This window comes from Micromonospora sp. CMU55-4, assembly GCF_011602315.1.
Taxonomy (GTDB): domain Bacteria; phylum Actinomycetota; class Actinomycetes; order Mycobacteriales; family Micromonosporaceae; genus Micromonospora; species Micromonospora chalcea.
The window spans coordinates 252,405-278,173 of record NZ_JAAOLH010000008.1 but is presented as its reverse complement, the minus strand read 5'-3'; the positions used below and the strand labels follow the sequence as shown (position 1 = coordinate 278,173).

The 25,769-nt window shown below is 73.1% G+C and carries 21 protein-coding genes, 1 tRNA gene and 1 pseudogene; 8 read left to right on the top strand and 15 right to left on the bottom strand.

What is annotated here, in order from left to right; translation table 11 throughout:
- The first annotated feature begins 49 nt into the window (after nt 1-49).
- The 4 genes from HA073_RS16860 (at nt 50) to HA073_RS16845 (ending at nt 2,815) form a co-directional block, all read left to right on the top strand.
- A tRNA-Leu gene (locus HA073_RS16860) sits at nt 50-135 on the top strand.
- A gap of 71 nt (nt 136-206) precedes the next feature.
- On the top strand, nt 207-1,316 hold the full coding sequence (locus HA073_RS16855) for an NAD-dependent epimerase/dehydratase family protein (protein ID WP_051611303.1): 1,110 nt from the start codon (nt 207-209) through the stop codon (nt 1,314-1,316).
- Nucleotides 1,313-2,119 carry a WecB/TagA/CpsF family glycosyltransferase gene (locus tag HA073_RS16850; protein ID WP_069088773.1) on the top strand — a complete coding sequence of 269 codons (807 nt, stop codon included), beginning with the start codon at nt 1,313-1,315 and terminating at the stop codon, nt 2,117-2,119. The genes HA073_RS16855 and HA073_RS16850 overlap by 4 nt, the downstream gene beginning before the upstream one ends.
- A gap of 93 nt (nt 2,120-2,212) precedes the next feature.
- Complete coding sequence (locus tag HA073_RS16845) at nt 2,213-2,815, top strand: hypothetical protein (RefSeq protein ID WP_043327625.1); 603 nt, start codon at nt 2,213-2,215, stop codon at nt 2,813-2,815.
- Here HA073_RS16845 and HA073_RS16840 read toward each other — a convergent pair.
- The 3 genes from HA073_RS16840 to HA073_RS16830 form a co-directional block, all read right to left on the bottom strand.
- Entirely contained in the window at nt 2,783-3,181 is a 399-nt protein-coding gene (locus HA073_RS16840; protein WP_166456828.1) for a hypothetical protein, read from the bottom strand. The two genes, HA073_RS16845 and HA073_RS16840, sit on opposite strands and share 33 nt — an antisense overlap.
- 136 nt (nt 3,182-3,317) lie before the next feature.
- Entirely contained in the window at nt 3,318-3,539 is a 222-nt protein-coding gene (locus tag HA073_RS16835; RefSeq protein WP_043327627.1) for a DUF397 domain-containing protein, read from the bottom strand.
- Nucleotides 3,509-4,390: a helix-turn-helix transcriptional regulator gene (locus HA073_RS16830; protein ID WP_043327628.1), complete on the bottom strand. Its 882-nt coding sequence runs from the start codon at nt 4,388-4,390 to the stop codon at nt 3,509-3,511. The genes HA073_RS16835 and HA073_RS16830 overlap by 31 nt, the downstream gene beginning before the upstream one ends.
- Nucleotides 4,391-5,000: 610 nt before the next feature.
- On the opposite strand from HA073_RS16830, the gene HA073_RS16825 reads away from it, so the two are divergent.
- Together HA073_RS16825 and HA073_RS16820 are read left to right on the top strand one after the other, a co-directional pair.
- A complete protein-coding gene (locus HA073_RS16825) occupies nt 5,001-5,288 on the top strand; it encodes a hypothetical protein (protein WP_030500482.1) in 288 nt (95 codons plus the stop codon).
- A gap of 97 nt (nt 5,289-5,385) precedes the next feature.
- Nucleotides 5,386-5,838: a hypothetical protein gene (locus HA073_RS16820; protein WP_104112595.1), complete on the top strand. Its 453-nt coding sequence runs from the start codon at nt 5,386-5,388 to the stop codon at nt 5,836-5,838.
- A gap of 24 nt (nt 5,839-5,862) precedes the next feature.
- On the opposite strand, the gene HA073_RS16815 is transcribed toward HA073_RS16820, so the two are convergent.
- Together HA073_RS16815 and HA073_RS16810 are read right to left on the bottom strand one after the other, a co-directional pair.
- On the bottom strand, nt 5,863-6,708 hold the full coding sequence (locus HA073_RS16815) for a PASTA domain-containing protein (protein WP_166456827.1): 846 nt from the start codon (nt 6,706-6,708) through the stop codon (nt 5,863-5,865).
- A 98-nt stretch (nt 6,709-6,806) separates the two neighbouring features.
- A complete protein-coding gene (locus tag HA073_RS16810) occupies nt 6,807-7,472 on the bottom strand; it encodes a PASTA domain-containing protein (RefSeq protein ID WP_069088776.1) in 666 nt (221 codons plus the stop codon).
- 104 nt (nt 7,473-7,576) lie between these two features.
- On the opposite strand from HA073_RS16810, the pseudogene HA073_RS16805 reads away from it, so the two are divergent.
- A pseudogene (locus HA073_RS16805) lies at nt 7,577-8,773 on the top strand (hypothetical protein); the annotation flags it as partial.
- A gap of 468 nt (nt 8,774-9,241) precedes the next feature.
- Here HA073_RS16805 and HA073_RS16795 read toward each other — a convergent pair.
- Nucleotides 9,242-10,720: a hypothetical protein gene (locus tag HA073_RS16795; protein WP_043327630.1), complete on the bottom strand. Its 1,479-nt coding sequence runs from the start codon at nt 10,718-10,720 to the stop codon at nt 9,242-9,244.
- Between the two features lie 252 nt (nt 10,721-10,972).
- Nucleotides 10,973-11,554, bottom strand: coding sequence for a YceI family protein (locus HA073_RS16790; RefSeq protein WP_043327631.1), 582 nt, complete (start codon nt 11,552-11,554; stop codon nt 10,973-10,975).
- Between the two features lie 101 nt (nt 11,555-11,655).
- On the opposite strand from HA073_RS16790, the gene HA073_RS16785 reads away from it, so the two are divergent.
- Entirely contained in the window at nt 11,656-12,147 is a 492-nt protein-coding gene (locus HA073_RS16785) for a MarR family winged helix-turn-helix transcriptional regulator (protein ID WP_043327632.1), read from the top strand.
- 263 nt (nt 12,148-12,410) lie between these two features.
- Here HA073_RS16785 and HA073_RS16780 read toward each other — a convergent pair whose 3' ends face one another.
- From HA073_RS16780 to HA073_RS16745, 8 genes are all read right to left on the bottom strand, one after another.
- On the bottom strand, nt 12,411-15,002 hold the full coding sequence (locus tag HA073_RS16780) for a helix-turn-helix domain-containing protein (protein ID WP_113972302.1): 2,592 nt from the start codon (nt 15,000-15,002) through the stop codon (nt 12,411-12,413).
- Between the two features lie 101 nt (nt 15,003-15,103).
- Nucleotides 15,104-16,252 (bottom strand): acyl-CoA dehydrogenase family protein, encoded by a 1,149-nt coding sequence (locus HA073_RS16775; RefSeq protein ID WP_043327634.1) that lies wholly within the window; start codon nt 16,250-16,252, stop codon nt 15,104-15,106.
- A gap of 118 nt (nt 16,253-16,370) precedes the next feature.
- Nucleotides 16,371-17,903, bottom strand: a complete 1,533-nt coding sequence (locus HA073_RS16770; RefSeq protein WP_064448130.1) for an acyl-CoA carboxylase subunit beta — start codon at nt 17,901-17,903, stop codon at nt 16,371-16,373.
- Between the two features lie 187 nt (nt 17,904-18,090).
- On the bottom strand, nt 18,091-19,011 hold the full coding sequence (locus HA073_RS16765) for a hydroxymethylglutaryl-CoA lyase (RefSeq protein WP_166456826.1): 921 nt from the start codon (nt 19,009-19,011) through the stop codon (nt 18,091-18,093).
- Nucleotides 19,012-19,037: 26 nt separating this feature from the next.
- On the bottom strand, nt 19,038-20,375 hold the full coding sequence (locus tag HA073_RS16760) for an acetyl/propionyl/methylcrotonyl-CoA carboxylase subunit alpha (RefSeq protein WP_043330792.1): 1,338 nt from the start codon (nt 20,373-20,375) through the stop codon (nt 19,038-19,040).
- A gap of 77 nt (nt 20,376-20,452) precedes the next feature.
- A complete protein-coding gene (locus tag HA073_RS16755) occupies nt 20,453-21,067 on the bottom strand; it encodes a TetR/AcrR family transcriptional regulator (RefSeq protein WP_043327636.1) in 615 nt (204 codons plus the stop codon).
- Nucleotides 21,068-21,125: 58 nt separating this feature from the next.
- On the bottom strand, nt 21,126-23,972 hold the full coding sequence (locus HA073_RS16750; RefSeq protein ID WP_043327637.1) for a hypothetical protein: 2,847 nt from the start codon (nt 23,970-23,972) through the stop codon (nt 21,126-21,128).
- Nucleotides 23,965-25,758: an HSP90 family protein gene (locus HA073_RS16745; RefSeq protein WP_166456825.1), complete on the bottom strand. Its 1,794-nt coding sequence runs from the start codon at nt 25,756-25,758 to the stop codon at nt 23,965-23,967. The genes HA073_RS16750 and HA073_RS16745 overlap by 8 nt, the downstream gene beginning before the upstream one ends.
- Nucleotides 25,759-25,769 lie beyond the last annotated feature (11 nt).

The following is a 25,769-nucleotide window of genomic DNA, read 5'->3' as shown; positions in this document are numbered from 1 at the left end:
TCGCAGATGGCGGGCGCGGGATGCGATATGGTGTTCCGGGTCGTGCCACGGGGATGTGGCGGAATGGCAGACGCGCACGGTTCAGGTCCGTGTGTCCGAAAGGACGTGGGGGTTCAACTCCCCCCATCCCCACCAGAACAAGGGCTCCGCAGACAGCGGGGCCCTTGCTTCGTATCGGGGCGTTTCGGACGTCACGCTATGCTCCGATGGTTTCCCTGCCTCCCACGGACCAGGAGTGGCGTGTGACTGTCGCGTTGGTGACCGGTTCCGGCGGTCTGATCGGCTCCGAGGCGGCCCGGCACTTCGCCGGACTGGGTCTCGACGTGGTCGGCATCGACAACGACATGCGGCGGTACTTCTTCGGCGAGGACGGCTCGACCGCCTGGAGCCTGGACCGGCTCGCCGCCGACCTCGGCTCCGCGTACACCCACCACGCCGTCGACATCCGCGACCGGGACGGCCTGGAGCAGGTCTTCAAGCGGTACGGCAAGGACATCGCCGTGGTGATCCACAGCGCCGCCCAGCCGAGCCACGACTGGGCCGCCAAGGAGCCGTTCACCGACTTCGACGTGAACGCCGGCGGCACGCTCAACGTGCTGGAGTACACCCGGCGGCACGCGATCGACGCGCCGTTCATCCACTGCTCCACCAACAAGGTGTACGGCGACCGGCCCAACTCGCTGCCGCTGATCGAGCTGGAGACCCGCTACGAGCTGCCCGAGGACCACCGCTGGTACGACGGCATCACCGAGGACATGTCGATCGACGAGTCGCTGCACTCGATCTTCGGCGCCTCGAAGGTCGCCTCGGACGTGATGGTCCAGGAGTACGGCCGCTACTTCGACATGAAGACCGCCTGCTTCCGGGGCGGCACGCTGACCGGCCCGGCGCACTCCGCCGCCGAGCTGCACGGCTTCCTGGCGTACCTGATGCGCTGCGTGATGGAGGGCCGGACGTACAACCTCTTCGGCTACAAGGGGAAGATGGTCCGGGACGCGATCCACTCGCACGACGTGCTCACCGCGTTCGAGGCGTTCTTCCGCGAGCCGCGCTCGGCCCAGGTCTACAACCTCGGCGGCGGCCGGCACTCGAACACCTCGCACATCGAGGCGTTCCGGATCGCCCAGGAGATCACCGGCCGCGAGGCCCGGATCAACTACGTCGAGCAGGCCCGCACCGGCGACCACCAGTGGTACGTCAGCAGCATGGCCCGCTTCGAGGAGCACTACCCGTCCTGGAAGATCACGTACGACGTGCCGATGATCCTCCGCGAGATCTACGAGGCCAACGTCGACAAGTGGGTGCCGAAGGCATGAGCGCCGGGACCAAGCGCAACGTCCTCGGCGTCGGGGTCGACGCGACCGACTACGCCCGGGCCACCGAGGCCGTGGTCTCGGCCGCGCACGAACGCCGCCCACTGGCGCTCACCGCGCTCGCCGTGCACGGCGTGATGACCGGCGTACTCGACCCGGCGCACAACGCCCGGCTCAACTCGTTCGACGTGGTCACCCCGGACGGTCAGCCGGTGCGCTGGGCGCTCAACCTGCTGCACGGCGCCGGGCTCACCGACCGCGTCTACGGGCCGGAGCTGACCCTGCGGGTGCTCGCCCGGTTCGCCGAGGAGGGGCTGCCGGTCTACCTCTACGGCTCCACCGAGGAGACGCTGTCCCGGCTCGTCCCGGCGCTGGAGCGCAAGTTCCCCGCGCTGAAGATCGCCGGGGTCGAGCCGTCCAAGTTCCGCGCCGCCACCCCGGGCGAGGACGCCGAGATCGCCGACCGGATCCGGGCCAGCGGCGCCCGCCTCGTCCTGGTCGGGCTGGGCTGCCCGCGCCAGGAGGTCTTCGCGTACGCCATGCGCCCGCTGCTGGACATGCCGCTGATGGCTGTCGGCGCGGCGTTCGACTACCACGCCGGTCTGCTGCGCAACCCGCCACCGTGGATGCAGCGCGCCGGGCTGGAGTGGTTCTGGCGCCTCGGCCTGGAGCCCAAGCGCCTGTGGCGCCGGTACGTCATCCTCAACCCGGCCTACCTGGCCCGGCTCGCCGCCCAGAAGACCGGGCTGTGGAAGGCCACCCCGCCGGCGCCGGCCACCACCCGACCGGCCACTTTCGACGTCTGACCCGCCCCGACGACCCCTACGGGCCCGGATACGGGACGAACCGGGGTGCCGTCCCGGATTCGGCGAACGTCGAAACGGGCAAGGCTGAGGGGCATGGATGACCGTCTCGCCGTACTGCTTCCCGTCGCCGCCGTCTGGCTGGCCGCCGGACTGGTCGCGGAGGGCCTGCCCGGGCTCGACCGCGCCCGCGCGCTGCGCCGGCGTACCGGATGGTTGTCCGCCCTGGTGCTGACCGGCCTCGCGCTCACCGCGGCGGTCCTCGCCGCGGGCCTGCAGAGCGCCGGCGACACCGCTGTGGACCGGGCCGCCGCCGCGCTCGGCCTCGCGGCGGCGCCGGCGGCCGTGGTGGCGGTCTGCACGGTACGGCGGGTCCGGCGGCTGCGCTCCGGCGCGGGCGCGTTCGCGGCGGCGCCGGGAACGCCCGCCCCGCACGGGCTGCGCGCGGCCGCGGCGCATCCGCTGATCGCGCTGCCGTTGCAGGCGACGGCGCTCGCGGTGCTGGTGGCCGTGCTGCCGGCGCTCGGCGTCGACCTGCTCGCCGCGCCCGGAGTGGCCGGCCCGGTGATCACCGTCGCGGTGCTCGGTGTGTGCGCGATCGGGGTACGCCACGCGCTGCGGCACAACCGGCTCGCCGAGCGGGCCATGCCGGCGGCCGAGCCGGTGTCAGCGCGACCGGCTCGCGCCCTGCACGTATAGCAGCTCCAGGATCGCGCGGGTCGCCTCGAACCATCGGTCCAGCCAGCCGGGCGGAGGGACGCTGCCCTTCGGCGGCAGTTCCATCAGCAGACCGCGCAGCAGCGGATGGTCCACCAGGGACTCCTGCTGCTCGATCGGCCAGCCGCTCGGCGGGAACGACGGCTCGGTGAGCGGGTTGGGGTCCAGCGACGGCAGGGACAGCGGCGTCGCGGCCTGCTCGGGCACGCCACCCTCGCGGGCCTCCTCGCCGTCGCCGGAGACCACCTCGGTGAGGACGGTGTCCCGGCGGGCGCCGCGGTACTTGCCACCGAACCGCTCGGCCTTGCCCGGGCCGCTGGTGAGGTTCTCTGAACCGATCGTCGTCATCCGTCTCGCCTGCCTCGTTCGGTTGCCGATCCGTGCGGTTCAACGAGGCGGATCGAAACTGGCGACGGGTGCGGCGTCCGGACGCGAATGGTCCCGCCCGGCAACGCTGCCGGACGGGACCACGCTGCGGTGCCGGTCAGCTCCGGCCGAACGCGCCGCCCCGGGCGCGGGCGACGAAGGTCTGCCAGTCGTCCGGAGCGAAGATCAGGGCCGGGCCTGTCTTGTCCTTCGAGTCCCGGACTCCGACCGCCCCGGTCACGTACGCGACCTCCACGCAGTTGTCGCAGTTCGGCCCGCTCTTCGAGCTCTTGAACCACGTCGCCTGCGTCAGGTCCACGGGGAACTCCTTGGTCGCCATTTCCACAGTGGCTCCTCTGCCAGTTTCGCGATATGTGCGATGGATTCCTCCGGGCGTATGGCCGCTGCTCGAATGTGATCGAAGATGAAGCTGTACTTCTGCAGTTCGTCGCTCTTCTCCAGGAAGAGCCCACCCGTGGCGTTCTCCGCGTACACGACATCGGGATCACTCGGCTCGGGGAAGCTGAGGATCGTGAAGGTGCCGTCCATGCCCGCGTGCGCGCCCACCTCGAAGGGCAGGACCTGCACTGTCACGTTCGGCAGTTCAGCCACCTCCACCAGCCGCTTGAGCTGACCACGCATCACCGCGTCGCCGCCAACCGGCCTGCTCAGCACCGCCTCATCGAGCACCACCCACAGATCGACCGGATCGTCCTGCGTCAACAACGACTGACGGCCCAATCGGACACGCACCCGTTGGTCTACTTGTTCGGCGGTGAAGTCCGGCCGGGCCGCCCGGATCATCGCGCCGGCGTACTCCTCGGTCTCCAGCAGCCCCGGCACGACCTGCTGCTCGTACGCCCGGATGGAGCTGGCCGCGGCCTCCAGGCCGACGTACGCCCCGACCAGCACCGTGCTGTACGGATGCCACCAGCCCTTCTGCCGGGCCTCACGGGCGATCTGCACCAGCTCGTCGCTCTCCGCGCCGACGACTCCGTAGATACGGAGCATGTCGCGCACGTCGCGCGGCGTGGCGGTGGTGTGGCCGGTCTCGATCCGGGAGACCTTCGACGCCGAGCACTCCAACTGCTCGGCCACCGCTTCTATGGTGATGCCCGCGGCCTCGCGCTGCCGGCGGAGTTCCGCCCCCAGCCGGCGCCGCCGGATGGTGGGGCTGCGCCGTTCGGTCACGGCATCTCCTCGGCTCGCGACTGCGTCACAGTCACCCGGCTACCTCCGGTCGGTCGCGCCCCGATTCCGCACCCACCGCGGGCGCGACCGGCGGGCGGCGGGCGAGCGTTCGCGGCAGGGGTGGTGCCGGTCGTCGACCGGCCGCGACGGGCGAAACCGGCGTCCAGTGTGACGCCCCGATACCTGACGCTTCAAGTTTCCCGTTCACGTGTCCTCCTCACCTATCCGCAAAACACGACGTGCAACTTGCATGTCGCACGTCGCTGTAGCACTCTGTCCGTATGGCACGGGTTACTCACCGTCTTCGAACGATCTCCGGGCGTGGTGACACCGCGGTCCGTGGGACGGCCGGAGGGGAGCCGTCCCGCGCCGTGCGACCTGCCCCGGAATGAAGACCCCGTCGCTGCAAGCCAGCTTGGCTGCGGCGGCGGGAGCGGTAACCGGGAGCAGCCGGGTGATGGTCGGGTGGCGGTCCGCCACCGCGGGTACGGCCCGACCAGCACCGCCAAACGACCGCCGGTCCACGAGGCAGACCCCCGTCACCGGACCGCACCGACCTCGTTCAGCCTCGCCGGTCCCGACGACCGGCCGACCCTCCCCAGGAGCCCATGTGCTTCCCCGCTCCGGTGACGTACTGCACGTGACGCGCGCGGCGAGTGTCCAGTTCTTCCGACCGATCATGTTCCGGGTGATCCGGATTCTCGACTGGCCGACCTACGACGGTTGGCTCTGGCTCGACGGCTACGAGTTGAACGCGGCGGGGGACGCGGTCAACCGGCGGTCGATCTTCGTACTCGAAGAGGGGTTGCAGCAGGTCCACGCTGCGCCGGTTCCCCGGCAGCACACCGTCCGGACGGCCCGCCGCCCGGTGGTCCGGACTCCGGTCCGGGTGGGCTGACCTCACGATTCCCGGTCGGGAGGGCGTGCCGACGCCATAGAATCGGTACGCCCACCCCGGCATGTTCCACCCGCGCGCCACGGACCCTGAACCTGGGATGGTCATGGTCAATCTGCCCGCCGCGCGGCGGCACCACCGGTCCCGTGTCGGCTATGCCCTCGGGCTGTTCGCCTTCCTCGTCGTGGCCACCGCGCTCGCGCTCGTGGTGCGGCACCCCGCCTTCTCCGCCACCCAGCAGCTCGCCGAGCCGGTACCGGCCCCGGAGATCACCGTGGCCGGTGAGGACGGCCGAGCCGCATCCGGCGAGGACGCCCGGGCGGCGGCCGGCGAGGACGACGGCTGGTCTCCCACCGACCCGTCGCAGGACGAGGACGATCCGGAGGCCGACGCGCCGCCCGCGGGCACCGGAGGCGGCGAGGGCACGCTCGCCGAGCGGCCCACCGACCCCACCGACGACCTCAGCCGGTCGCTGTTCTACTCCGGCCTGCTCGGGCTCGCCATCTCCCTCGCCGGCCTCGGGCTGGTCGGCGCCCGCCGGCGTCAGTGGTGAACGTTCCGACGCCGGTCGTGGACGTCAGGGCGTGGTGGTGGTCGCCGGGGCGGAACCCGGCGAGCTCGGGCCGGCGGTCGGCGGCGCAGGTACGGCCACCACGATGGTGACCCGGTCCTCCTCGCCCACCGGGTAGCCGGCCTCCGGATCGGTCGAGATCACCGTGCCGGCCGGCCGGTCCGACGCCCGCCGCTGCACCCGGTAGTCCACGTCCAGCCGGTCGAGCGCCGCCCGGGCGGCGGCCTCCGGCAGCCCCACAAGCGGTGGCATCGGCACCTCGACCGCCTCGGTCGTGGGTGGCGTGCTCGGCGGGGAACTGCTCGGCGCGGCGCTCGTCGGGGCGGCACTGGTCTGCGCCGAGGTGCTCGGCACCGCCGACGGCACCGTGCCCGGATCCGAATCCCGGTCAGCGGCACGCAGCGCCAGCCACACGCCCGCCCCGATCAAGCCCAGCAGGAGCAGCGCCAGGATGCCCAGCAGGATCGGCATCCACCAGCGGCGTCCGGCCTGCTCGTCGCCGTACCACTCGCCCCCGGGCTCGGGATAGCCGGCCGGTCGCGGCGGCGGCACCCCGGCCCGGCCGGACCAGGCGCCCACCGGCTCCTGCGGTGCGGTGGCGTCCAACGGACGCCGCGACGGCCCGCCGGGCAGCGGACGGGTTGCGTCACCGCCCGCGTCCGGCGGCATCGCCCGGGTCTCGTCGCTCCCGGCGGCATTGCGCGGCATGGCGCGGGTCGCGTCGACGTCCTCTCCGCCCGAGTCGCGCGGCATCGCGCGGGTGGCGTCGGCGTCCTCCCCGGCCGGATGCCGGGGCATGGCGCGGGTCTCGTCCGCGTCACCGGCGGGAGGATCCTGACGGTCGTCGCTCATGGCACGTCCTTTCCCCACCGGGACGGGGCGCACGGCCCTCGATCGTCCACCGTAACGGGCCACCGCCAGGTCGGCCGGGATCAGCGCGCCCGTGCCGGTCAGCCAGTCGGCGACGGGGTGGCGGACGGCGACTCGGACCGGGTGTCGCCGCAGGTCAGCACCACCTGGTCGTTCCACCGCGCCGGGCTGCCCGCGACCGGCTCCTGTGCCGTGACCGGGCCCTGGCGACCAGTGCCGTACCGGGGATAGAGCCCGGCGTCCACCAGATCGTCCGCGGCGTCGGAGCAGGACAGCGCACCCACGTCGGGCACGCTGACCGCCGGAGCCGGTCCGGTCACGAACAGGGAGACGGTGACGCCGCGCTTCACCGGCGTACCCGGCGCCGGGGAGGCGCGCTCCACCGAGCGTCCGGCGCCGGTGCCGAAGACCAGTCGCCAGCCGAGCCGGCGGTCACGCAACTCCCGGCGGGCCTGCTCGAAGTCGACGCCGACCACCTCGGGCACGGTGAGCCCGGCGGGCGTGCTCGTCCGCGTACCGGTCGGGGCCGTGGTCGCGGGAGGCGTGGTGGCCGGCGCGGACGTCGAGGCGGTGACAACCGGCGTGGCCTCGCCGGAGGCGGCCGGGCGGTCCGGGTCGCCGGCCAGGATCCAGCCGGCGCTGCCCCCGATCACCGCCAGCAGAACCACTGCCAGGCCACCCCCGAGGAACAGCCGGGCCCGTCCCGGGCCGGTGCCGTCGCCGTCCGGTCGCCGCTCGTCCGTCATGTCCCCCGCCCCCGCTCATCGACGACCGTATCCACCGCTGCCAAACGGTCACGGCGTGTCGCCACGACTCGCCGCGCCGACCTCGGGACGTTACGCTCCCCGGCATGGTCAGTCGGGGCTGGGGAGGATCGACCGCCGCCGCGTTCGGCGTCGCTGCCGGCGCGGGCGCCGCGCAGCTCGGTTTCGGGTACGGGTTGGGCATCATCAACTGGGCGCCGACCGGCGCGGTACGGATCGAGGCGGCCTGGGTGGCGAGCCTCGCGTGGGCGACCTGGATCGCGGCGACCTCGGTCATCGCCGGCGCGGTCTGCGCCCAGCGCCTGCGGGGCCGGGACGACGAGTCGCAGGGCCGGCCGCCCCGGTTCGCGCTGGTGCTCGCCGCAGCTGTCGGCGCGCTCGTCACCGTACTGCTGGTGGCGGTGCCGGCGCGGGCGGCCCAGGTGCCGGACGTGTCCGCGCCGCAGACCGTCGCCGCCGCGTACGCGGGAGCCGGACTGCTTCTCGGAATGCTGCTCGCCACCTGGGCGCTGCACACCCGCGCCGCCGCCACCAACCTCATCGCCACCTCGGGCTGGCTCTGGCTGCTCGCCGTCGTGTCGGTGGTCGACGGGGTGATCGCCGGCCGTGGCCTGACCACCGCCCAACTCGGCATCTGGCAGATCAGCGCGGACCGAGGAGCGTTCTGGATCCGCGACTACTTCTACTGGCCCGGCGCGCTGCTGTCGGTGCTCTCCGCGCTCGTGATCGGCGTGCTGGCGGCCCGGCGCGCGGCCCGCGCCGCCGAGGTACGGGTCGGCGCGGCCGCCTCCGGAGCGGCCGGACCGCTGCTCGTGGCACTGGCGTACCTGCTCGCCGTACCGCGGCTCGCCGGGATCGCCGCCGAGCAGTTGTCGGCCCACCTGATCGCCCCGTACGCGGTGATCGCCGGTGTCGGCGGCTCGATGCTGACGGCCGCGCTCGCCCAGCGCGCCGAGCGTCGCGCCGCCGAGCGGGTCACCGTTCCGCGCCAGCGCACCGGCGAGCCGGACCCGGTCGTCGGCGAGGCCGACCCGGCGACCGGCGACCTGGCGACCGGCGACCCGGCCTCGAAGGACGGGCTGTCGGAGCCGGCCGGATCCGCGTCGGACCCGTCCGGCACGTCGTCGGCGGGCAGCTCCGGTGAGCGCCCGTCGGGTGTGGCGCGCCGGCGCTCGACCGGATTGTTCGGGGCGCGGAAGGCCCGCCCGTCAGCGGCAGATCCGTCAAGCCCGTCAGCGGTCGGCACGTCGGGTCCGTCGGCGGCAGATCCGTCGAGCCCGTCAGCGGTCGGCCGGCCAGCATCGGACCGGTCGGCGTCGGACCAGTCGGCGTCGGACCGGTCGGCGTCGGACCGGTCGGCGGACTGGGCGGCCGGGACGGACAAGGCACCGGACACCTCGGCCGGCACGCGTGAGGCGACGGCCGCAGCCGAGCCTGGCGTAGCCGTCGGCCGGACCGGAACGGAGAAGGGCCGTGCCACCCGGTCGGCTACCGGCCGTCGGGGTCGGGCCGTCCCGCCGCAGCGCCAGCCCGAAGCCCTGGACCACCCGCAGACCAGCCAGGACGGTCCTTCGTCACGTTCAGACAAGCCCTCGTAGTACCCCGAGGCTCCTCAGCGGTCGCCCGAATCCCGCCCACTCCCATCGATCTTGGAGTTGTGGTGCCTCCCAAACCGCCCAACAAGGGCATCCGAGGCGCCACAACTCCAAGATCGGCGAGGCGGGGGCGGGAGGGCGGGGGCGGGGGCGGGGTTAGTCGGCGGGCCAGGTGTGTACGGGCTCGTTGCTGCGCTGGAGTTCGGCGTAGCGCTTGACCATGTGGTGCAGGGCGGCCTCGCGGTCCAGGCCGCGGTGCCGCTCGGCCGCCCACACCGTCTCGGTCTGCCAGACCGCGCCGTTGCGGCCGGTACGGCAACGGCCCTCGATCACGCCCAGTAGGCGGTCCCGCTCGGCCGGGGCGACGCCGAACCGGTCCAGCCCCTGCTCGGCCACCGGGAGCAGCGTCTCGAGGACGAGCTTGGTCACCGGTACGTCGCCGAGGCGCGGCCAGTGCAGGACCGCCTCGATGCCGCGCCGGGCGGCGGCGTGGAAGTTCTCCTCCGCCGAGCTGAACGTCAGCTGGCTCCAGATGGGACGGTCCGCCTCGGCGAGGCCGCGGGCCAGCCCGAAGTAGAAGGCCGCGTTGGCGAGCATGTCCACCACTGTCGGGCCGGCGGGCAGCACCCGGTTCTCGACCCGCAGGTGCGGGCGGTCGTTCATGATGTCGTAGACCGGCCGGTTCCAGCGGTAGACGGTGCCGTTGTGCAGCCGCAGCTCACCGAGCTGGGGCACGCCCCCGGCGTGCAGCACCTCGACCGGGTCCTCGTCCTCGCAGATCGGCAGCAGCGGCGGGAAGTAGCGGACGTTCTCCTCGAACAGGTCGAAGATCGAGGTGATCCAGCGCTCCCCGAACCACACCCGGGGGCGTACTCCCTGGGCCTTCAGCTCGTCCGGGCGGGTGTCGGTGGCCTGCTGGAACAGCGCGATCCGGGTCTCCGCCCAGAGCTGCCGGCCGTAGAGGAACGGCGAGTTGGCCCCGACGGCGACCTGGACGCCGGCGATCGCCTGGGACGCGTTCCAGTAGTCGGCGAAGCTGTCCGGCGCGACCTGCAGGTGGAACTGGAGGCTGGTGCAGGCGGCCTCCGGCGCGATCGAGTCGGTGTGCGTACGCAGCCGCTCGACGCCGTTGATGTCCAGCTCGATGTCCTCGCCCCGGGCGCCCACGATCTGGTCGTTGAGGACGCGGTACCGCTCGTTCGTGGAGAGGTTGTCGGCGACCAGGTGGCGTTCGGTGAGCGTGGGCAGGATGCCGACCATCATGATCGTCGCGTCGGACTTGGCGGCCCGCTCGTCGGCGCGGCTGAGGCTGCTGCGCAGGTCCTGCTCGTAGTCGGCGAAGCCGCTGCCCTCGATCAGCCGGGGCGAGGCGTTCAGTTCGAGGTTGAACTGCCCCAGCTCGGTCTGGAACAGCGGGTCGGCGATGTCGGCCAGGATCTGGTCGTTGCGCATGGCGGGTTCCGCGGCGGCGTCGATCAGGTTCAGCTCGATCTCCAGCCCGGTCATCGGCCGGTCGGCGTCGAAGCCGAAGTCGTCGAGCATCAGTGCGAAGACGTCCAGGCAGCGCCGGACCTTCTGCCGGTAGCGGACCCGATCCTCGCGGGAGAAGGCGCCCTGGTCGACGTCTCTGCCCATGTGTCCTCCCGACGCCGGTGCGACGGAACCGTACCGTTCCGCAACGCATTGTGAACCATTCACGTGGGGCGCGTAAGTGCGCCCCGTCCGCAGCCCGCTGTACGGGCGGCAGATCTGCACCTGTACCCCGTCGGCGCGCCCACCAGCGCCGTCGGCCGGAGAACATCGGGTGACGATTCGCACCCGCTGCGCGTACACGGGAAGGGCCCGCACCGTCGGCGGACGGTGCGGGCCCCACGGGCCTGGCCGGGCTCAGCCCTGGCGGATGGCCTCACCCTCGATCTCGATCTTGACCTTGCGACCGACCAGGACGCCGCCGGTCTCCAGCGCCACGTTCCAGGTCAGGCCGAAGTCCTCGCGGTCGATCTCGGTGGAGGCGGAGAAGCCGAAGATGTCCTGCCCGAAGGGGCTGCGGCCGACGCCCTCGAACTCGACCTCCAGCTCGACCTGACGGGTCACGCCCTTGATGGTCAGCTCGCCGACGAGCACGAACTCGTTGCCGTCGCGGGACTTCACCTCGGTGCTGCGGAACTCCAGCGTCGGGTACTGCTCGACGTCGAGGAACTCCGGGCTGCGCAGGTGCGCGTCGCGGTCCGCCTGTGCGGTGTTGATGCTGGCGGCCTGGATGCTGGCGGTGACCGTGGACTGCATCGGGTCGTCGGCGATGGTGATGGTGGCGGTCGCGTCGGCGAACTCACCGCGTACCTTGCTGACCATCATGTGCCGGGCGACGAATCCGACACGCTTGTGCGCGGCATCCAGAAGATAGGTGCCGGGGGTGGGGATGGTGAGACCCTCCCAGTCGCGGGTAGTCGCCTCGGTGCTGCTGGTCATGGTGCTCTCCTCCGGGGAAAACGGTTTAGTATCCCAACGACTGACTGAGCAACTATAGCTACAGCAATATTCCCTGTGTCAAGTGTTGCTAGGATGGTGGCGTGGACCAGAACGTGTTCGACGATCCCCGGATCACCGCCGTCGGCCTCCTCGTCGAGGCGCACGCCGGGCTCTCCGCCCGGTTCGCCGCCCAGTTCGACGAGCACGGCCTCTCCCCGGTCGAGTTCGAGGTGCTCACCCGACTCGCCCGCTCACCCAACAACCAGCTGCGGATGACCGACCTGGCGGCGCAGACCTCGCTCTCCACCAGCGGCGTGACCCGCGTGGTGGACCGGATGGAGCGGGACGGGCTGATCCGCCGGCGCGCCTGCCCGTCCGACCGCCGCAGCTCCTTCGCGGTGGTGACCGCAGCGGGCCTGAGCCGGCTGGACGCCATCCTTCCCGGCCACCTGCGGATCATCGAGCAGTGGTTCACCGGCCAGCTCGACCCGAGCCAGCTCGACGGGCTGCTGGACGGGCTGCGCCGGGTCCGGGACGCGGTCCACCCGGGCGCCACGGCCGGCAGCACCGAGCCGGACGAGGACGCCGCCTGACGGTCCACTGCCGACGGTCCACAGCTCCACTGTCCGCCGATTGATACCGGCGGGTCACCGGCAGAATGACCGGCAGAACTGCTCAAACAGTCGGACAAAGGGGCGCAAAAGCCCCCATATCTCTTGCAGTCCATCGGTAGTCTTCCCGGAGCGGGGGGCACCGGGGGGTGCTGGCGCGAGCGTCGAGCGAGGGGCAGCACCAGGGGGCTACTTCGTTCGCGCCACCCCCGCGCCCTCCGCCTCCTGGCGCACGCAGCCGCTGGTCAGCGTGCCTTCTGACGCCGGGCCGCCAGGGAGAAGAGCAGTTCCTCCTCCTGCGGCAGCAGGCTGACGCCGGTGGCCCGCCGAGCGGCGTCCAGGCGGTCCAGCACAGCCGGGTCCCCGCTGCTGACCGCCAGCCCCACGAGCGCCTCGACCAGGTCGCGCCGGCCCGCGCCGCCCGCCGCCGCGTCGGCCGCCGCCGCGAACCACTCCACCGCCAGTTCCCGGTCCCCCCGGCGCAGCGCCACGTGCCCCTCGATCAGCCCACGCAGCGCGTCCTCGGCGCGTGCGTCCGCCACCGCGCCGGGTGGATTCAGGCTCTCCATGACCGGCGGCCGACGCTGGCCCGGCACCGCACCCGAGGGCCACAGCTCGGCGGCCGCGGCCAGCGCCTCGTCGCCCCGGCCCTGGCCGGCGAGCGCCAGCGCGACCTTGCCGACCGTCCGCCGCTGTCGGCGGGGATCGCCCAGCTCGGCGAGCGCGGTCGCCACCCGGCGGCCCTGCTCGACCGCCTCCGCGTACCGGCCCTCCAGACGGGTCAGCTCGGCCTGATCGGCCCGCGCCAGCAGGCGCAGGCGCCGGTCGCCGCACTGCGCCGCCAGGCGGTCCACGGTGGCCAGCCGCCGCCGGGCGTCGGCCAGCCGCGCCGCGCGTACGTCGTGCCAGGTGAGGTGCGACTGGGCAACGGCCATCTCGCGTACCCGGCCGTGGCGGGTGGCCGTCGCCAGCGCGGCCTCGGCCTGCTCACGGGCCTCGTCGTGCGCACCGAGCCCGCGCAGCAGCACGCAGAGCACGGACCGGGCCGACAGCTCCCCGACCACGTCACCCGCCTCGGCGAAGATGACGAGCGCGGCCCGGGCGGCCGGCAACTCCTCCGCGCCCGCGCCGTGCTCGGCGGCCAGCCGGGCCGCGCCGAGCATCGCCCAGGCCCGCAGCGTGGACCGGGTGCCGGCGGTACGCGGATCGGCCAGCAGCCGCCGCAGCCAGCGCCGGCCGGAGACGTCCCGCCCGCGCAGCCGCCACCACCGGGGCAGCGACGCGGCCAGCAGCAGCGCCGTCTCCGGCGCATGCTCGGCGGCGTACGCGAGGGCGGCGGTGATGTCGCTCGTCGCCTCGTCGAGCAGGCGTACCGCGCCGGACAACTGTGCGCCCACCAGCCCGGGCGCGGTGCGGTGGACGAACCTGGCGATCACCGCGGCGTGCCGGAGCCGGATCCCGGCGGTCTCGCCCTCGACGTCGGCCTGCTCGGCCGCGAAGTCACGGACCGCGTCCAGCAACCGGAACCGGAACGGGCCGGCGCCCCGGACGCTGAGCAGGCCCAGCTCGCGCAGCCGGTCCAGCATCGGCGCCGCGTCCCACCGCTCGCCGCCACCGGCGAGCAGCTCCCCGGCGAGCAGCTCCCCGGCGAGCAGATCCTCGGCCAGCTCGACCGACCAGCGGTTACGGAACGCGGAGAGCCGCCGCAACGCGGCCCGGTCGGCGGGCGCGAGCAGGTGGTAGCTGCTGGCCACCGCCTCGCGCAGCGTCACCGTGCCGGCCGATCGGTCGGCGGCGGGCTCCCACCCGGGATGGGCGCCGGTCAGGTCCAGCACGCGGTCGCCGTAGCGGTCGAGCAGTTCGGTGACGTCGAGGATGCGTCCCCGCGCCGCCATCAGCTCGATCGCCAGCGGCAGCCCGCCGAGGCGGCGTACCAGCGCGGCGAGCGCCGGCAGCTCGGCCGCCGTGGGTGGTTCGCGGCGGGCCTGGGCGAGGCGGGCGGCGAACAGCGCCGCAGCGGGCCAGCGATCCAGGTCGGCCCGGTCGGCGGGCGCGGCGTCCGCTGGTGGCACGTCGAGCGGCGCGACCGGGCGGACCAGCTCGCCGGGCAACCCGACCGGGCGGCGGCCGGTCACCAGCACCCGGAGATCCGGCGCGGCGGCGGTCAGGGCTCGAAGCGCCCCGGCCACCGGCTCGGGTGCCCGGTCGACCGCGTCGACGACCAGCAACGCCGGCCGGCCGTCGAGCCGGCAGGCGAGGTCGGCCAGCCGGTTCACACCGAACACCGACGCGGACGCGGCGAGCACGTCGGCGACGTCCGAGCCCTCCCCGACCAGCACCCCGCTGACACCGCCCGGGTGCCGGGCCGCCACCGCGTGCGCGACAGTGACGGCGAGCGCGGTCTTGCCGACCCCGGCGAGCCCGACCAGGCTCACCACCGGGTGGGCGTCGAGCAGACCGGACACCTCGGCCACGTCCCGGTCGCGGCCCACCAGGGGTACGGGCTGGGGCAACGCGACCGGCGCGGCCGACGGTCCGGCGGCTGCGGTGTCGGGGAGGCGGGGTCCGGGCCGGGCCGGCGTGGGCCGGGCGGTGGCGACGAACTCCCGCCGGTCGTCACCGGCCAGGCCGAGCGCGTCGGCCAGCAGATCCACTGTGGTGCGCTGAGGGCGGACGGCCCGCCCTCGCTCCAGATCGCGGACCGTCCGCACGCCCACGCCGGCCCGGCCCGCCAGCTCGGCCTGGGTCAGGCCGGCGGCGAGCCGGTGCCCGCGCAACAGATCGGACAGACCGGTGCGACCGCCTGGGCTCCGCGCACCGTCATGATCCGGAGTCATGGGCACGAAGAGTACGGATCGACTCCGACGCTCCACAGCCCATCGTCACCCACCCGACCGTCCCCTGCCGTTATCCGACAGGACGCGGACGAGTGCGCCTCTCACATGCCGAGGTCGCGGGCGATGATCATGCGCTGCACCTCGCTGGTGCCCTCACCGATCTCCAGGATCTTGGAATCGCGCCAGAAGCGGGCCACCGGGTACTCGTTCATGAAGCCGTACCCGCCGTGGATCTGCGTCGCCTCGCGGGCGTTGTCCACCGCGACGGTGCTCGCGTGCAGCTTGGCGATCGCCGCCTGGCGCTTGAACGGCTCACCGGCGAGCATCCGCGCGGCGGCGTCGTAGTAGGCCAGCCGGGCGGTGTGCGCCTTCATCTCCATGTCCGCGATCTTGAACTGGATGGCCTGGTAGTTGCCGATCGGCTGACCGAACGCCTGGCGCTCCTTGGCGTACTTGATCGACTCGTCCACGCAGCCCTGGGCCAGGCCGACGGCGAGCGCCGCGATGGCGATCCGGCCCTCGTCCAGGATGCGCAGGAACTGGGCGAAGCCCCGGCCGCGCTCGCCGAGCAGGTTGGCCGCCGGCACCCGGCAGTCGTCGAACGTCAGCTCGTGCGTGTCCGACGCGGTCCAGCCAACCTTCGAGTAGCCGGGCGCGACGGTGAAGCCGGGCGTACCGGACGGCACGATGATCGTGGACAGCTCCTTGCCGCCGTCCGGCCGCGTACCGGTGACTGCGGTGACGGTGACCAGCGCGGTGATGTCGGTGCCGGAGTTGGTGATGAACGCCTTCGAGCCGTTGATCACCCACTCGTCGCCGTCCAGGACCGCCCGCGTCCGGGTGCCGCCCGCGTCCGACCCGGTGCCCGGCTCGGTGAGCCCGAACCCGGCCAGCGCCTCACCGCTGAGCAGCTTCGGCAACCACTGCGCCTTCTGCTCCTCGGTGCCGAACCGGTAGATCGGCATCGCGCCGAGCGACACCGCGGCCTCCAGCGTGATCGCCACGCTGGAGTCGACCCGGGCCAGCTCCTCCAGGGCCAGGCAGAGCGCGAAGTAGTCGCCGCCCATACCGCCGTGCTCCTCCGCGAACGGCAGCCCGAACAGGCCCATCTTGCCCATCTGACGGACGATCTCGTACGGGAAGGTGTGCTGCTCGTAGTGCTCGGCGATGGTGGGCGCGACCACCTCGCGGGCGAATTCCCGGACGCTCTCCCGCAGCGCCTGCTGCTCCTCGTCGAGCCGGAAGTCCATATCGATCCTCCTGGAAAGGGCGGGCCGCCGGGCGCTCGTGACGCCGTGAGCGGCTGAAGCGTTAGGAGGGGCCCCTTTACATGCACCAGGCGTTAAGAGGGGGCCCTTCCTTACCGGGTCAGACGGGGGTGACGCCGTGGCGGCGCCGGGAGAAGTGCCGCTCCTTGCCGCGCGCGGCGGCGAACCGGCGTACCAGCTCGGCGCGCAGCTCGTGCGGCTCGACGATCGCGTCCACCACCAGCTCGCTGGCGAGGCGGACCACGTCGATGTCGCGCTCGTACTCCTCGCGCTTCGCGGCCACGAACGCGGCCCGCTCGGCCTCGTCGGAGATGGCGGCGATCTTGTTGGCGTAGACCGCGTTGACGGCGGCCTCCGCGCCCATCACCGCGATCTTCGCGGTGGGCAGCGCGATCGTGGCGTCCGGCTCGAAGCCGGGGCCGGCCATCGCGTAGAGACCCGCGCCGTACGCCTTGCGGACCACCACACAGATCTTGGGTACGGTCGCCTCGGAGATCGCCGTGATCATCTTCGCACCGTGCCTGATGATCCCCTGCTTCTCCACCGCGCTGCCGACCATGAAGCCGGGCACGTCGGACAGGAACAGCAGCGGCACGTTGAACGCGTCGCAGAGCTGCACGAACCGGGTCGCCTTGTCGGCCGAGTCGACGAAGAGCACGCCGCCCTTGAACATCGAGTTGTTGCCGACCACGCCGACGACCTCGCCGTTCAGCCGGCCGAACCCGATGGTCAGCTCCTTGGCCCACAGCGCCTGGATCTCGAAGAAGCTGCCGGAGTCGAGCAGACCCTTGACGTACCGGCGCATGTCGAACGCCTGCCGCTCGCTGGCCGGCACCAGCGCGGCCAGGTCGGCCTTCTCCGGCGCGTCCACCGCTTCGGCGGCGGGCGGGTCCTGCTTCCAGTTCGACGGCAGGTACGACAGGTAGGTCCGTACCACGTCGAGCGCGTCGTTCTCGGTCTTGCAGAGGAAGTGACCGACGCCGGACTCGGCGCAGTGCACCTTGGCGCCGCCCATCGCCTCCAGCGTGGTCTTCTCGCCGGTGACCATCTCGACCATCCGGTCGGAGCCGAGGTACATGCTGGCGTTGCCGTCCACCATGGCGACCACGTCGCAGAACGCCGGGATGTACGCCCCGCCCGCCGCGCTCGGCCCGAACAGCGCGCACACCTGCGGGATCGAGCCGGAGGCGCGGACCTGGTTCCAGAAGATCTTCCCGGCGCCGCGCCGACCGGGGAACAGGTCGACCTGGTCGGTGATCCGGGCCCCGGCCGAGTCGACCAGGTAGACCATCGGCACGCCGGTCGCGTACGCCCGCTCGATGATCCGGATGATCTTCTCGACGGTACGCGCGCCCCAGCTGCCGGCCTTGACCGTGGAGTCGTTCGCCATCAGGCAGACCTGGCGGCCGTCGATGGTCGCGGTGCCGGTGACGACGCCGTCGGCGGGCAGCCCGTCGGCCATCGCGTTGGCGTAGAGCCCGTCCTCGACGAAGGAGCCCTCGTCGACCAGGTACGCCACCCGCTCCCGGGCGAACAGCTTGCCCTTCGCGGCGTTCGCCGCGTGGTACTTGTCCGCACCACCGGCGCGGGCGCGCTTGCGCAGCTGCTCCAGTGCCTCACCGTCGAGCGTCACGCCGACTCCCGTTGCCACCGCCCGCGCAGGGCGCCACCGACCTGAACGATCGTTAGGCTACCCCACCGCCGCCCTCTCCGGCGACCCGCTCCTCGCACCCCCACCCATCCACTCCCGTGATCAAGGAGTTTGCGTCCTCCGCGCGACCGAATGAGGACACAAACTCCTTGATCAACGCGCGAAACGATCAGGAGGGGAGGGGGGTCAGGCGGGTACGGGGGCCGGCCCGGAGGACGCCGGACGGGAGTTTCTTGCCCACCAGGGTCTCGGCCAGCTCGGCGGCAGCGATCAGGGCGTCCAGGTCGATGCCGGTGTCGATGCCCATGTCGTGCAGCATGTGCACCGCCTCCTCGGTGGCCAGGTTGCCGCTGGCGCCCGGCGCGTACGGGCAGCCGCCGAGGCCGCCCACGCTGGCGTCGAACTCGGTGACGCCCAGCTCCATCGCGGTGAGCATGTTCGCCAGCGCGGTACCCCGGGTGTTGTGGAAGTGCAGCAGCACCGGCAGGTGGGCGTTGCGGTCCCGCACCGCCGTGACCAGCTCGCGGACGCGTCGGGGCGTACCCATGCCTGTGGTGTCGCCGAAGGCGACGCGGTCGGCGCCGTCGCGGGCGACCCGGTCCACGATCGCGGCGACCCGGCGGGGGTCCACGTCGCCCTCGTAGGGGCAGCCGAAGCTGGTCGCCACGATCACCTCGGCGGTCGCGCCCGCGCCGTGCAGCAGGTCGATCAGCTCGGCGATGTCGTCCAGCGACTCGTCGGTGGAGCGGTTGACGTTACGGCGGTTGTGCGTGTCGCTGGCCGAGACCACCACCTCGATCTCGGTGAAGCCGGCGGCCAGCGCCCGCTGCGCGCCCCGGGTGTTCGGCACCAACGCGGAGTAGCGCACCCCGTCGGCCTTCTCCGCCCGCTGCCACACCTCGTCGGCGTCGGCCATCTGCGGGATCGCCCGGGGGTGGACGAAGGAGACGGCCTCGATGCGCCGCACCCCGGTACGGGACAGCGCGTCGAGCATCCGCACCTTCGCGTCGGTGGGGATCGGCTCCTCGTTCTGGAGGCCGTCCCGGGGACCGACCTCACGGATGCTCACGGAGTCGGGGAGTTCCGCCATCAGGTTCACCTCGTTCGGGTCGAAGGTCAGCGCATCCGGGAGACGATGCCGGTGTCGTAGTCGCCGGAGAGGAACTCCGGGTTCTCCAGCAGCTCGGCGAAGAACGGCAGGTTGCACTTCGGGCCGGCGATCTCGAACTGGGCGACCGCCGCCCGGGCCCGCTCGACCGCCTCCTCGCGGGTGTCCCCGCTGACGATCAGCTTGGCCATCAGGCTGTCGTAGAACGGCGTGACCGTGTTGCCGGCGACGTAGCCGGAGTCCACCCGTACGCCGGCGCCGGCCGGCTCGTTCCAGGTGGTGATCGCGCCCGGACCGGGCAGGAAACGCTTCGGGTCCTCGGCGTTGATCCGCAGCTCGATGGCGTGGCCGCGCGGGGCGAGCGCGTCCGGGTCGAACGTCGGTGCCAGCCCGGCCGCCACCCGGAGCTGTTCCTCGACCAGGTCGACGCCGTAGACGTACTCGGTGACCGGGTGCTCGACCTGCAGCCGCGTGTTCATCTCCAGGAAGAAGAACTCCTGCGTCGAAGGATCGAGCAGACATTCCACGGTGCCCGCGTTGCGGTAGTTCACCGCCTCGCCGGCCCGTACCGCGGCGGCCAGGAAGCGCTCGCGCAGCTCCGGCGAGACCGCCGGGGACGGCGACTCCTCGACCAGCTTCTGGTTGCGCCGCTGCACCGAGCACTCCCGCTCGCCGAGCGCCACCACCCGGCCGTCGGCCAGGCCGAGGATCTGCACCTCGACATGGCGTACCCGGGGGAAGTACCGCTCGATCAGCACCGAGCCGTCGCCGAACATCCGCTCCGCGAACGCGCGGACCTTGTCGTACTCGGTGCGCAGCGCCGCCTCGTCGGCGGCCACGCCCATGCCCATGCCACCGCCACCGGCGGCGGCCTTGACCATCACCGGGTAGCCGATCTCCGCGGCCGCCGCGACCGCCGCGTCCAGGTCGGCCGCCGGCTCGGTGGTGCCGGGCGCGACCGGCACCCCGGCCGCCGCCATCAGGTTGCGGGCGTTGATCTTGTCGCCCATCGCGGTGATCGCGTCCGCGCCGGGTCCGACCCAGATCAGGCCCGACCCCTCGACGGTACGGGCGAAGTCCGCGTTCTCGGACAGGAAGCCGTAGCCGGGGTGGATCGCCTGCGCGCCGGTGCTGCGGGCGGCCTCGAGGATCGCCTCGACGTTCCGGTAGCTCTGCGCCGGGTTCGCCGGGCCGACGCAGACCGCCTCATCGGCCTCGGTCACGAACGGCAGCGCGCCGTCGGCCTCCGAGTGCACAGCGATCGTCCGGATCCCGAGCCGCCTGCCGGTACGGATGATCCGGCGCGCGATCTCCCCCCGGTTGGCGACCAACAACGATTCGATCATCTTCTGCACGGACGTGACCCCTTCTCGACGCAAAGCCGGGGTCTCTTCTTAACATGCGTTAAGGTCCGGGCGGCGTGTCAGGTCGGGTCGGTGGGCGCGAGCAGGGCCGCGAGCGTCGCGCCGCGCAGCAGCTCGGCCCGGCGCCGGCGATCGACCTCGCCACCGAGGAACGGCGTCGAGTTCATCAGGCCGAACGCCGCGTGGGCGAGCACCCGGGCCGCGCCGTCCGGCAGGCCGGGGTGCAGCGCGGTCAGCACCGTCACCCACTCCTCGACGTACATCCGTTGAAGCCGGCGGATGCGCCGGCGCGGCTCGTCCGGAAGGCGGTCCAGCTCGTGCAGGTGCAGGGCGATCACCGCCGGGTTGGCCAGCGCGAACTCGACGTGGAAGTCGATCAGCGACTCCAGCGCGCCACGCGGGTCGTCCGGGTGCCCGGCGGCCCGCTCCCGCCCGCCCGCGAGCAGCCCCTCGCTGACCGGCACCAGTGCGGCGACGAGCATCGCCTCCTTGCCGGCGAAGTGGTGGTAGAGAGCCGGCCCGGTGACACCGGCCGCCGCGCCGATGTCGTCCATCGACACGCCGTGGTAGCCGCGCGCCGCGAAGAGGCCGACCGCGATCTCCAGGATCTCGTCCCGCCGGGACCGGCGCCGGGCCGTGCCCGCCGTCCCCCGTGCCTGCTGTTCCACCGCCACCGGATCAGCCTAGACCTCGGCGTCGATCTAGAGCAGCCGCGGTTACCCGGCAGTCGCCTCAGTCCTCCTCGATGCCGTGCTCGGCGCGGACCGTCGCCGCCTCGGCCGGCCGGCCCTGGTCGTCGAGCGCGCGGGCCAGCAGCCAGGCGGCATGCGCGGCGGGCCGGGAGCCGGTGGGCAGACCACCCAGCACCGGACGCAGCAGCCCTTCGGCCTGCTCCGGCCGGCCGTCGCGCAGCAGCAGCTCGCCGGTCAGCACCTCGACCTGCGCCGCCTCGCCGAACGCCTCGATCGACCGGAGCCGCCCCGGCACACCCTCCAGCCGGTCCAGCGCGGCGGTGAGCCGGTCCTCGCCGATCAGCACCCGGGCGACCGCGTCGGCGGCCATCGCCCGCTCGTACGTGACCACGGGCGGCTCGTCGGGCTGACCGGAGACCGCGGCCGCCGCGGCGTCCACCCCCTCGATCGCGGCCACCGCGGCCGGCAGGTCACCGGACCAGTGCAGGGCGAGGAGTTCCCGCCGCCGGGCCCGCAACTCGTCCACCTGGAATCCGGCCAGCCGCCACGCGCTGGCCGCCGCCGCGAACCGCTGCGCGGCCAGCGCGTCCCGGTCGGCGTCGTAGAGCAGGCCGCCGGACTCCTCCAGCACCTGCGCCCGGCGGGGAAGATTGTCCGGCCCGTCCAGGTTCTCCGCCAACGTGTCGAGCACCGCGAGCGCCAGATCCGTCTCACCGAGCCCCGCGTAGATCCCCGACAGCATGTGCCGGCACCGGTCCGCCTCCGCCTGCGCGCCGGCCCGGTCCAGCCCGAGCACCGCCTCCTCGGCCACCTCGGCGGCCTCGGCCAGCCGGCCGGCCATCCGGTACGCCTCGGCCAGCTCCCAGCGCAGCAGCGCGTCGCCCTCCAGCCCCTGCTCGACGCAGAGCGTGACCGCCTCGGCCAGATCGTCCACCGCCTCGCCGGCCCGGTCGGCGGCCAGCAACGCCCGGCCCCGGGTCACCCGCAGCGGCAGGTGGGCGCCGGCCGGGGCGACAGTCAGCGCCTCGTCGCAGGCGGCCACCGCGTCGGCCGGATCGTCGGTGGAGCGGGCGTACGCCAGGCAGGCGCTGGTCAGCATCTCGGCGTCGCCCAGCTCGCCGGCCAGCCGGCGGGACCGTGCCGCCGCGTCCCGGAACTCCTCGGCCCGCTCCAACTGCTCCAGCACGTGCGTGCGGTGCAGCGCGACCCGCCCGGCCAGCCACGGATCGGCGTCCGCCTCCGCGTCGGCGCGGTCGAGCGCGTCGAGCGCCTCCGCCCACCGCTCCCGGTGCACGTGGGCGAGCGCGAGCCGGTCCCAACCGGCGGCCCGATCCCGCGGTTCGCCGTGCGCGGCCAGGTACGCGGCCGACTCCCGGGCCAGCGTCAGCCCCTCGTCCGCGCTCTCCTCGGTCATGCTCAGCAGCACACCGAGCCGCCCGGCCACCACCTGCGCCCGCAGCGGGTCCGGCACCTCCCGCCACGCGGCCAGCGCCTCCCGGTTGACAGCGGTCGCCACCGCCACGCCGTCGTCGTCCTCCTGGGACAACTCGCCCGCCCGCAGCTCCAGCCGCCACGCCCGGGTGGCCGGCGGCAGGTCGGCGTCGCCGTACCGCTCGTCGTACGCGCGCAGTACGGTGCCCAGCCCCTCCCGGCAGTTGGTGCGCCAGCACTCCTCGGCCAGCGCCAGCAGCTCGTCGGCGCCGGCGTCGGCGGGCACGCTGACCGGCGGCTCGGTCGTCGCCCGGTCGTCCGGCGCGGTACGCGGCGCGGGCACCACCGGGCGGCGCACGCTGGCGGAGAGCGGCAGGTGCTCGCCCTCCGGCCCGGCCACCAGCTTCCGGGCGATCAACGCGGACTGGTGCGTGGTGCCGTTACGCGCGTCGAAGCGCCCGGCCAGCCCGGTGGCCGTACCGGCCAGCTCGTCGGCGAGCGCGCCCACCGGCACGTCGGCGGCCGGCCGGTCACCGGAGGCGCGACGGTGCACAGTCAGCTCGGCCGGCACCTGACGCAGCGCTGCCGACGCGGCGGCCGCGAAGTGCATCGCGGCGGCCGGGGTGGGTGCCCGGTCCAGCCAGTCCAGGTGCCGCTCGACCAGCTCCAGCGCGCGGGCCTCGTTGCCGGTCGCGGTGCAGAACTCGATGTGCTCGGCGACGTCCCACAGGTTGGCCAGGTGCCCGCGCAGCCGCCGGTACGCCTCCCGGTGCGCGTCCCGCGCGGCGTCGCCCCGGCCGGTCTCGCGGTAGGGCGTGAGCAGCGCGGTGAGGATCCCCTGCGGCTGCTCGCTGCAGGTCAGCCGGCCGGCGAGCACCGGCTCGGCGAGGGCCACCGCCTCCTCGTGCCGGCCCAGCCGGACCAGGTGCGCGACCTGCGTGGTCGGGTCGCAGCCGGCGCAGTCGGAGAGCGTGTCGCGGGGCGTGGTCATCCACTTGCGGTACCACTGCTCCGCCGCGTCCTCATCGCCCACGTGCGCGGCGACCAGGTAGCGGTGCTTGTGGACCGCCTGCAACGAGTGCCCGGCGTCGCGGTAGCGCCGCTCCATGTCGTCGAGCACCGCGTACGTCCGGTCCAGCGGCAGCTCCGGGAACTTCACCATGGCGTTGACCATGTACTTGAAGGCCCAGAGCAGCTGGTGCGTGTAGCCCTGGTGGTAGGGCTGCGGATCCTTGTCGTACTCGGACAGGCACCAGGAGAACGTGACGAACGACTTCGCCGGTTCGCCGCCGTAGACGTACGCGGTGGTGCCGGTGACCCGGGCGGCGAAGGCGAGGTGCCGGTCGTCGCCCGCGTCGGCGCGGCGCAGCAGTTGTTCCAGCGCGGCGATCTGCCCCGGGCCGTACGGCATGGTCTCGATCTCGTGGTGCATGCGCCAGAGGTCGTCGTCAGTCACGGGTCACTCCCGGTACGGCCCGGCCGAGCAGGCCGAGGAAGGAACTGTTCAGCAGCGCGGCGTCGGCCGCCCGGATCGGGTGGTGCCCGAGCAGCAGGGCCTGCCCGTAGAGCGCCTCGACGGCCAGCCCGACCAGCTCCGGGTCGGCGAGCGTGGTCACCCGGCGGACCAGCGGGTTGCGGTGGTTGAGCACGAGTTGCGGGCGGTCCGGCGGGGCGGAGGCGGCGAGCGCGTCGAGCACTCCGCCCCACAGCTCGTCGGCCTTGTCCCGGCTGGCGGCGAGCTGGTCGTGGAACGCGGCCGAGCGGGACACCAGGTAGAGCGCGGGCAGCGAGACCGGGTCGTACGCCCGGATGACGACCTCGCAGCCGAGCCGTTCCAGCGCCCGCTGCGCGCCGGTCAGGAACGGCCGCAGGGCCAGCTCGGTCGCCGGGTCGAGGATCTCGAACCGGGTGGTGAGGTCGCTGGGCTCCAGTCGTTCGATGAGCACCGATCGATCCACTGTGGGCAATCGCTCGATCAGCTCGGTGTCGTACGTGTAGCCGCCGTTCACCACCGCCAGGTCCTGCGCGGCGGCCACGGCGGCGAGCTGGCGGAACTCGTCCAGGCCGGCGGCGTACCGGAGCACGCCGTGGCGCTGCCGGAACTCGGCGAGCGTCATCGTGCCGACGTTGGTGTCCATCGGCCACCACTGGTCGACCAGCCGCAGCATCTCGTCGTCGTGCATCGCGAGCGCCTTGACGCCGAGGTGGTGCACCTGGAGGAACTCGCCGAGCCGGCGCGGGTCGTGCTTGGCCAGCCGCACCAGCCAGCCCCGGATCTGGTCGCCGAGCGCCTCCCGGACGGAGGTGAGCAGCGCGTCCTCGTAGAGCGCCTCGCGGCTCGCGGTCGGGCGCAGCTCGCTCGCGTCGACCACGCAGTGGGCGAAGAAGGCCCACTCGGGCAGCAGCCCGTCGGCGTGCTCGCTGAGCAGCATCCGCTTGAGGTAGACCCGGTGCCCGGCGCGGGCGGCCGGGTTCACCGCGGCGGGCAGGATGAACGCCACTCCGGTGAGGCCGGCCTCAGGCACCGAAAGCGGCACCACGTCGAACGGGACGAACCCGAGCAGCTCCTGCGCGTACCGCTGGAGCCCGGCGCGGTCGACGGGCGTGGTGGGCGTGGTGGGCCACGGCGGCGGCCCGGAGGTGGTCGACATGTCGCCGACCCGGACGTCGACCGGCAGCAGGCTGCCGTAGAGGCGGGCCAGCTCGGTGACGGTGGGTACGCCGAGCCACTGGTCGGCGTCGCGCCGGGGCACCAGCGTCACTGTGGTGCCGGGCTCGTCGCGGGCCTGCTCCGGCTCGGCGAGCCGCACCGCGTACCGGCCGTCGGACCAGCCCGTCCAGAGCACCGTGGGCTCGTCGGCGTGCCGGGTGACCACCCGGATCTCGTCGGCGACCAGGAAGCAGGAGAGCAGCCCGATGCCGAACTGGCCGAGGAACTCGTGCCGGGAGAAGCCCAGCTCGTCGCGTTTGGAGCTGCGGCCGATGGTGGCGAGCAGCTCGTGCACCTGCGCCTCGGTCAGGCCGATGCCGGTGTCGTGCACGCGCAGGGTGCCGTCGCCGGTCAGCTCGGGCGGCTCGATGCGTACCCGGGCCGGGGCGTTCGGCTCGGTGGACCGGCGCGCGGTGATCGCGTCGACGGCGTTCTGGAGCAGCTCGCGCACGTAGACGCGCGGGCTGCCGTACAGGTGGTGACTGAGCAGGTCGACCACGCCACGGAGGTCCACCTGGAAGGTGCGGTCCAATCGCGCTCCCG

Bases quoted from the DNA above. Each gene is read 5' to 3' on its own strand.
- HA073_RS16855 (WP_051611303.1), top strand. From the start codon at position 207: ATGGTTTCCCTGCCTCCCACGGACCAGGAGTGGCGTGTGACTGTCGCG.
- HA073_RS16790 (WP_043327631.1), bottom strand. From the start codon at position 11,554: ATGACCAGCAGCACCGAGGCGACTACCCGCGACTGGGAGGGTCTCACC.
- HA073_RS16835 (WP_043327627.1), bottom strand. From the start codon at position 3,539: ATGGCGACCAAGGAGTTCCCCGTGGACCTGACGCAGGCGACGTGGTTC.
- HA073_RS16815 (WP_166456827.1), bottom strand. From the start codon at position 6,708: ATGAGCGACGACCGTCAGGATCCTCCCGCCGGTGACGCGGACGAGACC.
- HA073_RS16820 (WP_104112595.1), top strand. From the start codon at position 5,386: ATGGTCATGGTCAATCTGCCCGCCGCGCGGCGGCACCACCGGTCCCGT.
- HA073_RS16760 (WP_043330792.1), bottom strand. From the start codon at position 20,375: ATGATCGAATCGTTGTTGGTCGCCAACCGGGGGGAGATCGCGCGCCGG.
- HA073_RS16780 (WP_113972302.1), bottom strand. From the start codon at position 15,002: ATGACTCCGGATCATGACGGTGCGCGGAGCCCAGGCGGTCGCACCGGT.
- HA073_RS16845 (WP_043327625.1), top strand. From the start codon at position 2,213: ATGGATGACCGTCTCGCCGTACTGCTTCCCGTCGCCGCCGTCTGGCTG.
- HA073_RS16765 (WP_166456826.1), bottom strand. From the start codon at position 19,011: ATGGCGGAACTCCCCGACTCCGTGAGCATCCGTGAGGTCGGTCCCCGG.
- HA073_RS16840 (WP_166456828.1), bottom strand. From the start codon at position 3,181: ATGACGACGATCGGTTCAGAGAACCTCACCAGCGGCCCGGGCAAGGCC.
- HA073_RS16795 (WP_043327630.1), bottom strand. From the start codon at position 10,720: ATGGGCAGAGACGTCGACCAGGGCGCCTTCTCCCGCGAGGATCGGGTC.
- HA073_RS16810 (WP_069088776.1), bottom strand. From the start codon at position 7,472: ATGACGGACGAGCGGCGACCGGACGGCGACGGCACCGGCCCGGGACGG.
- HA073_RS16775 (WP_043327634.1), bottom strand. From the start codon at position 16,252: ATGGACTTCCGGCTCGACGAGGAGCAGCAGGCGCTGCGGGAGAGCGTC.
- HA073_RS16850 (WP_069088773.1), top strand. From the start codon at position 1,313: ATGAGCGCCGGGACCAAGCGCAACGTCCTCGGCGTCGGGGTCGACGCG.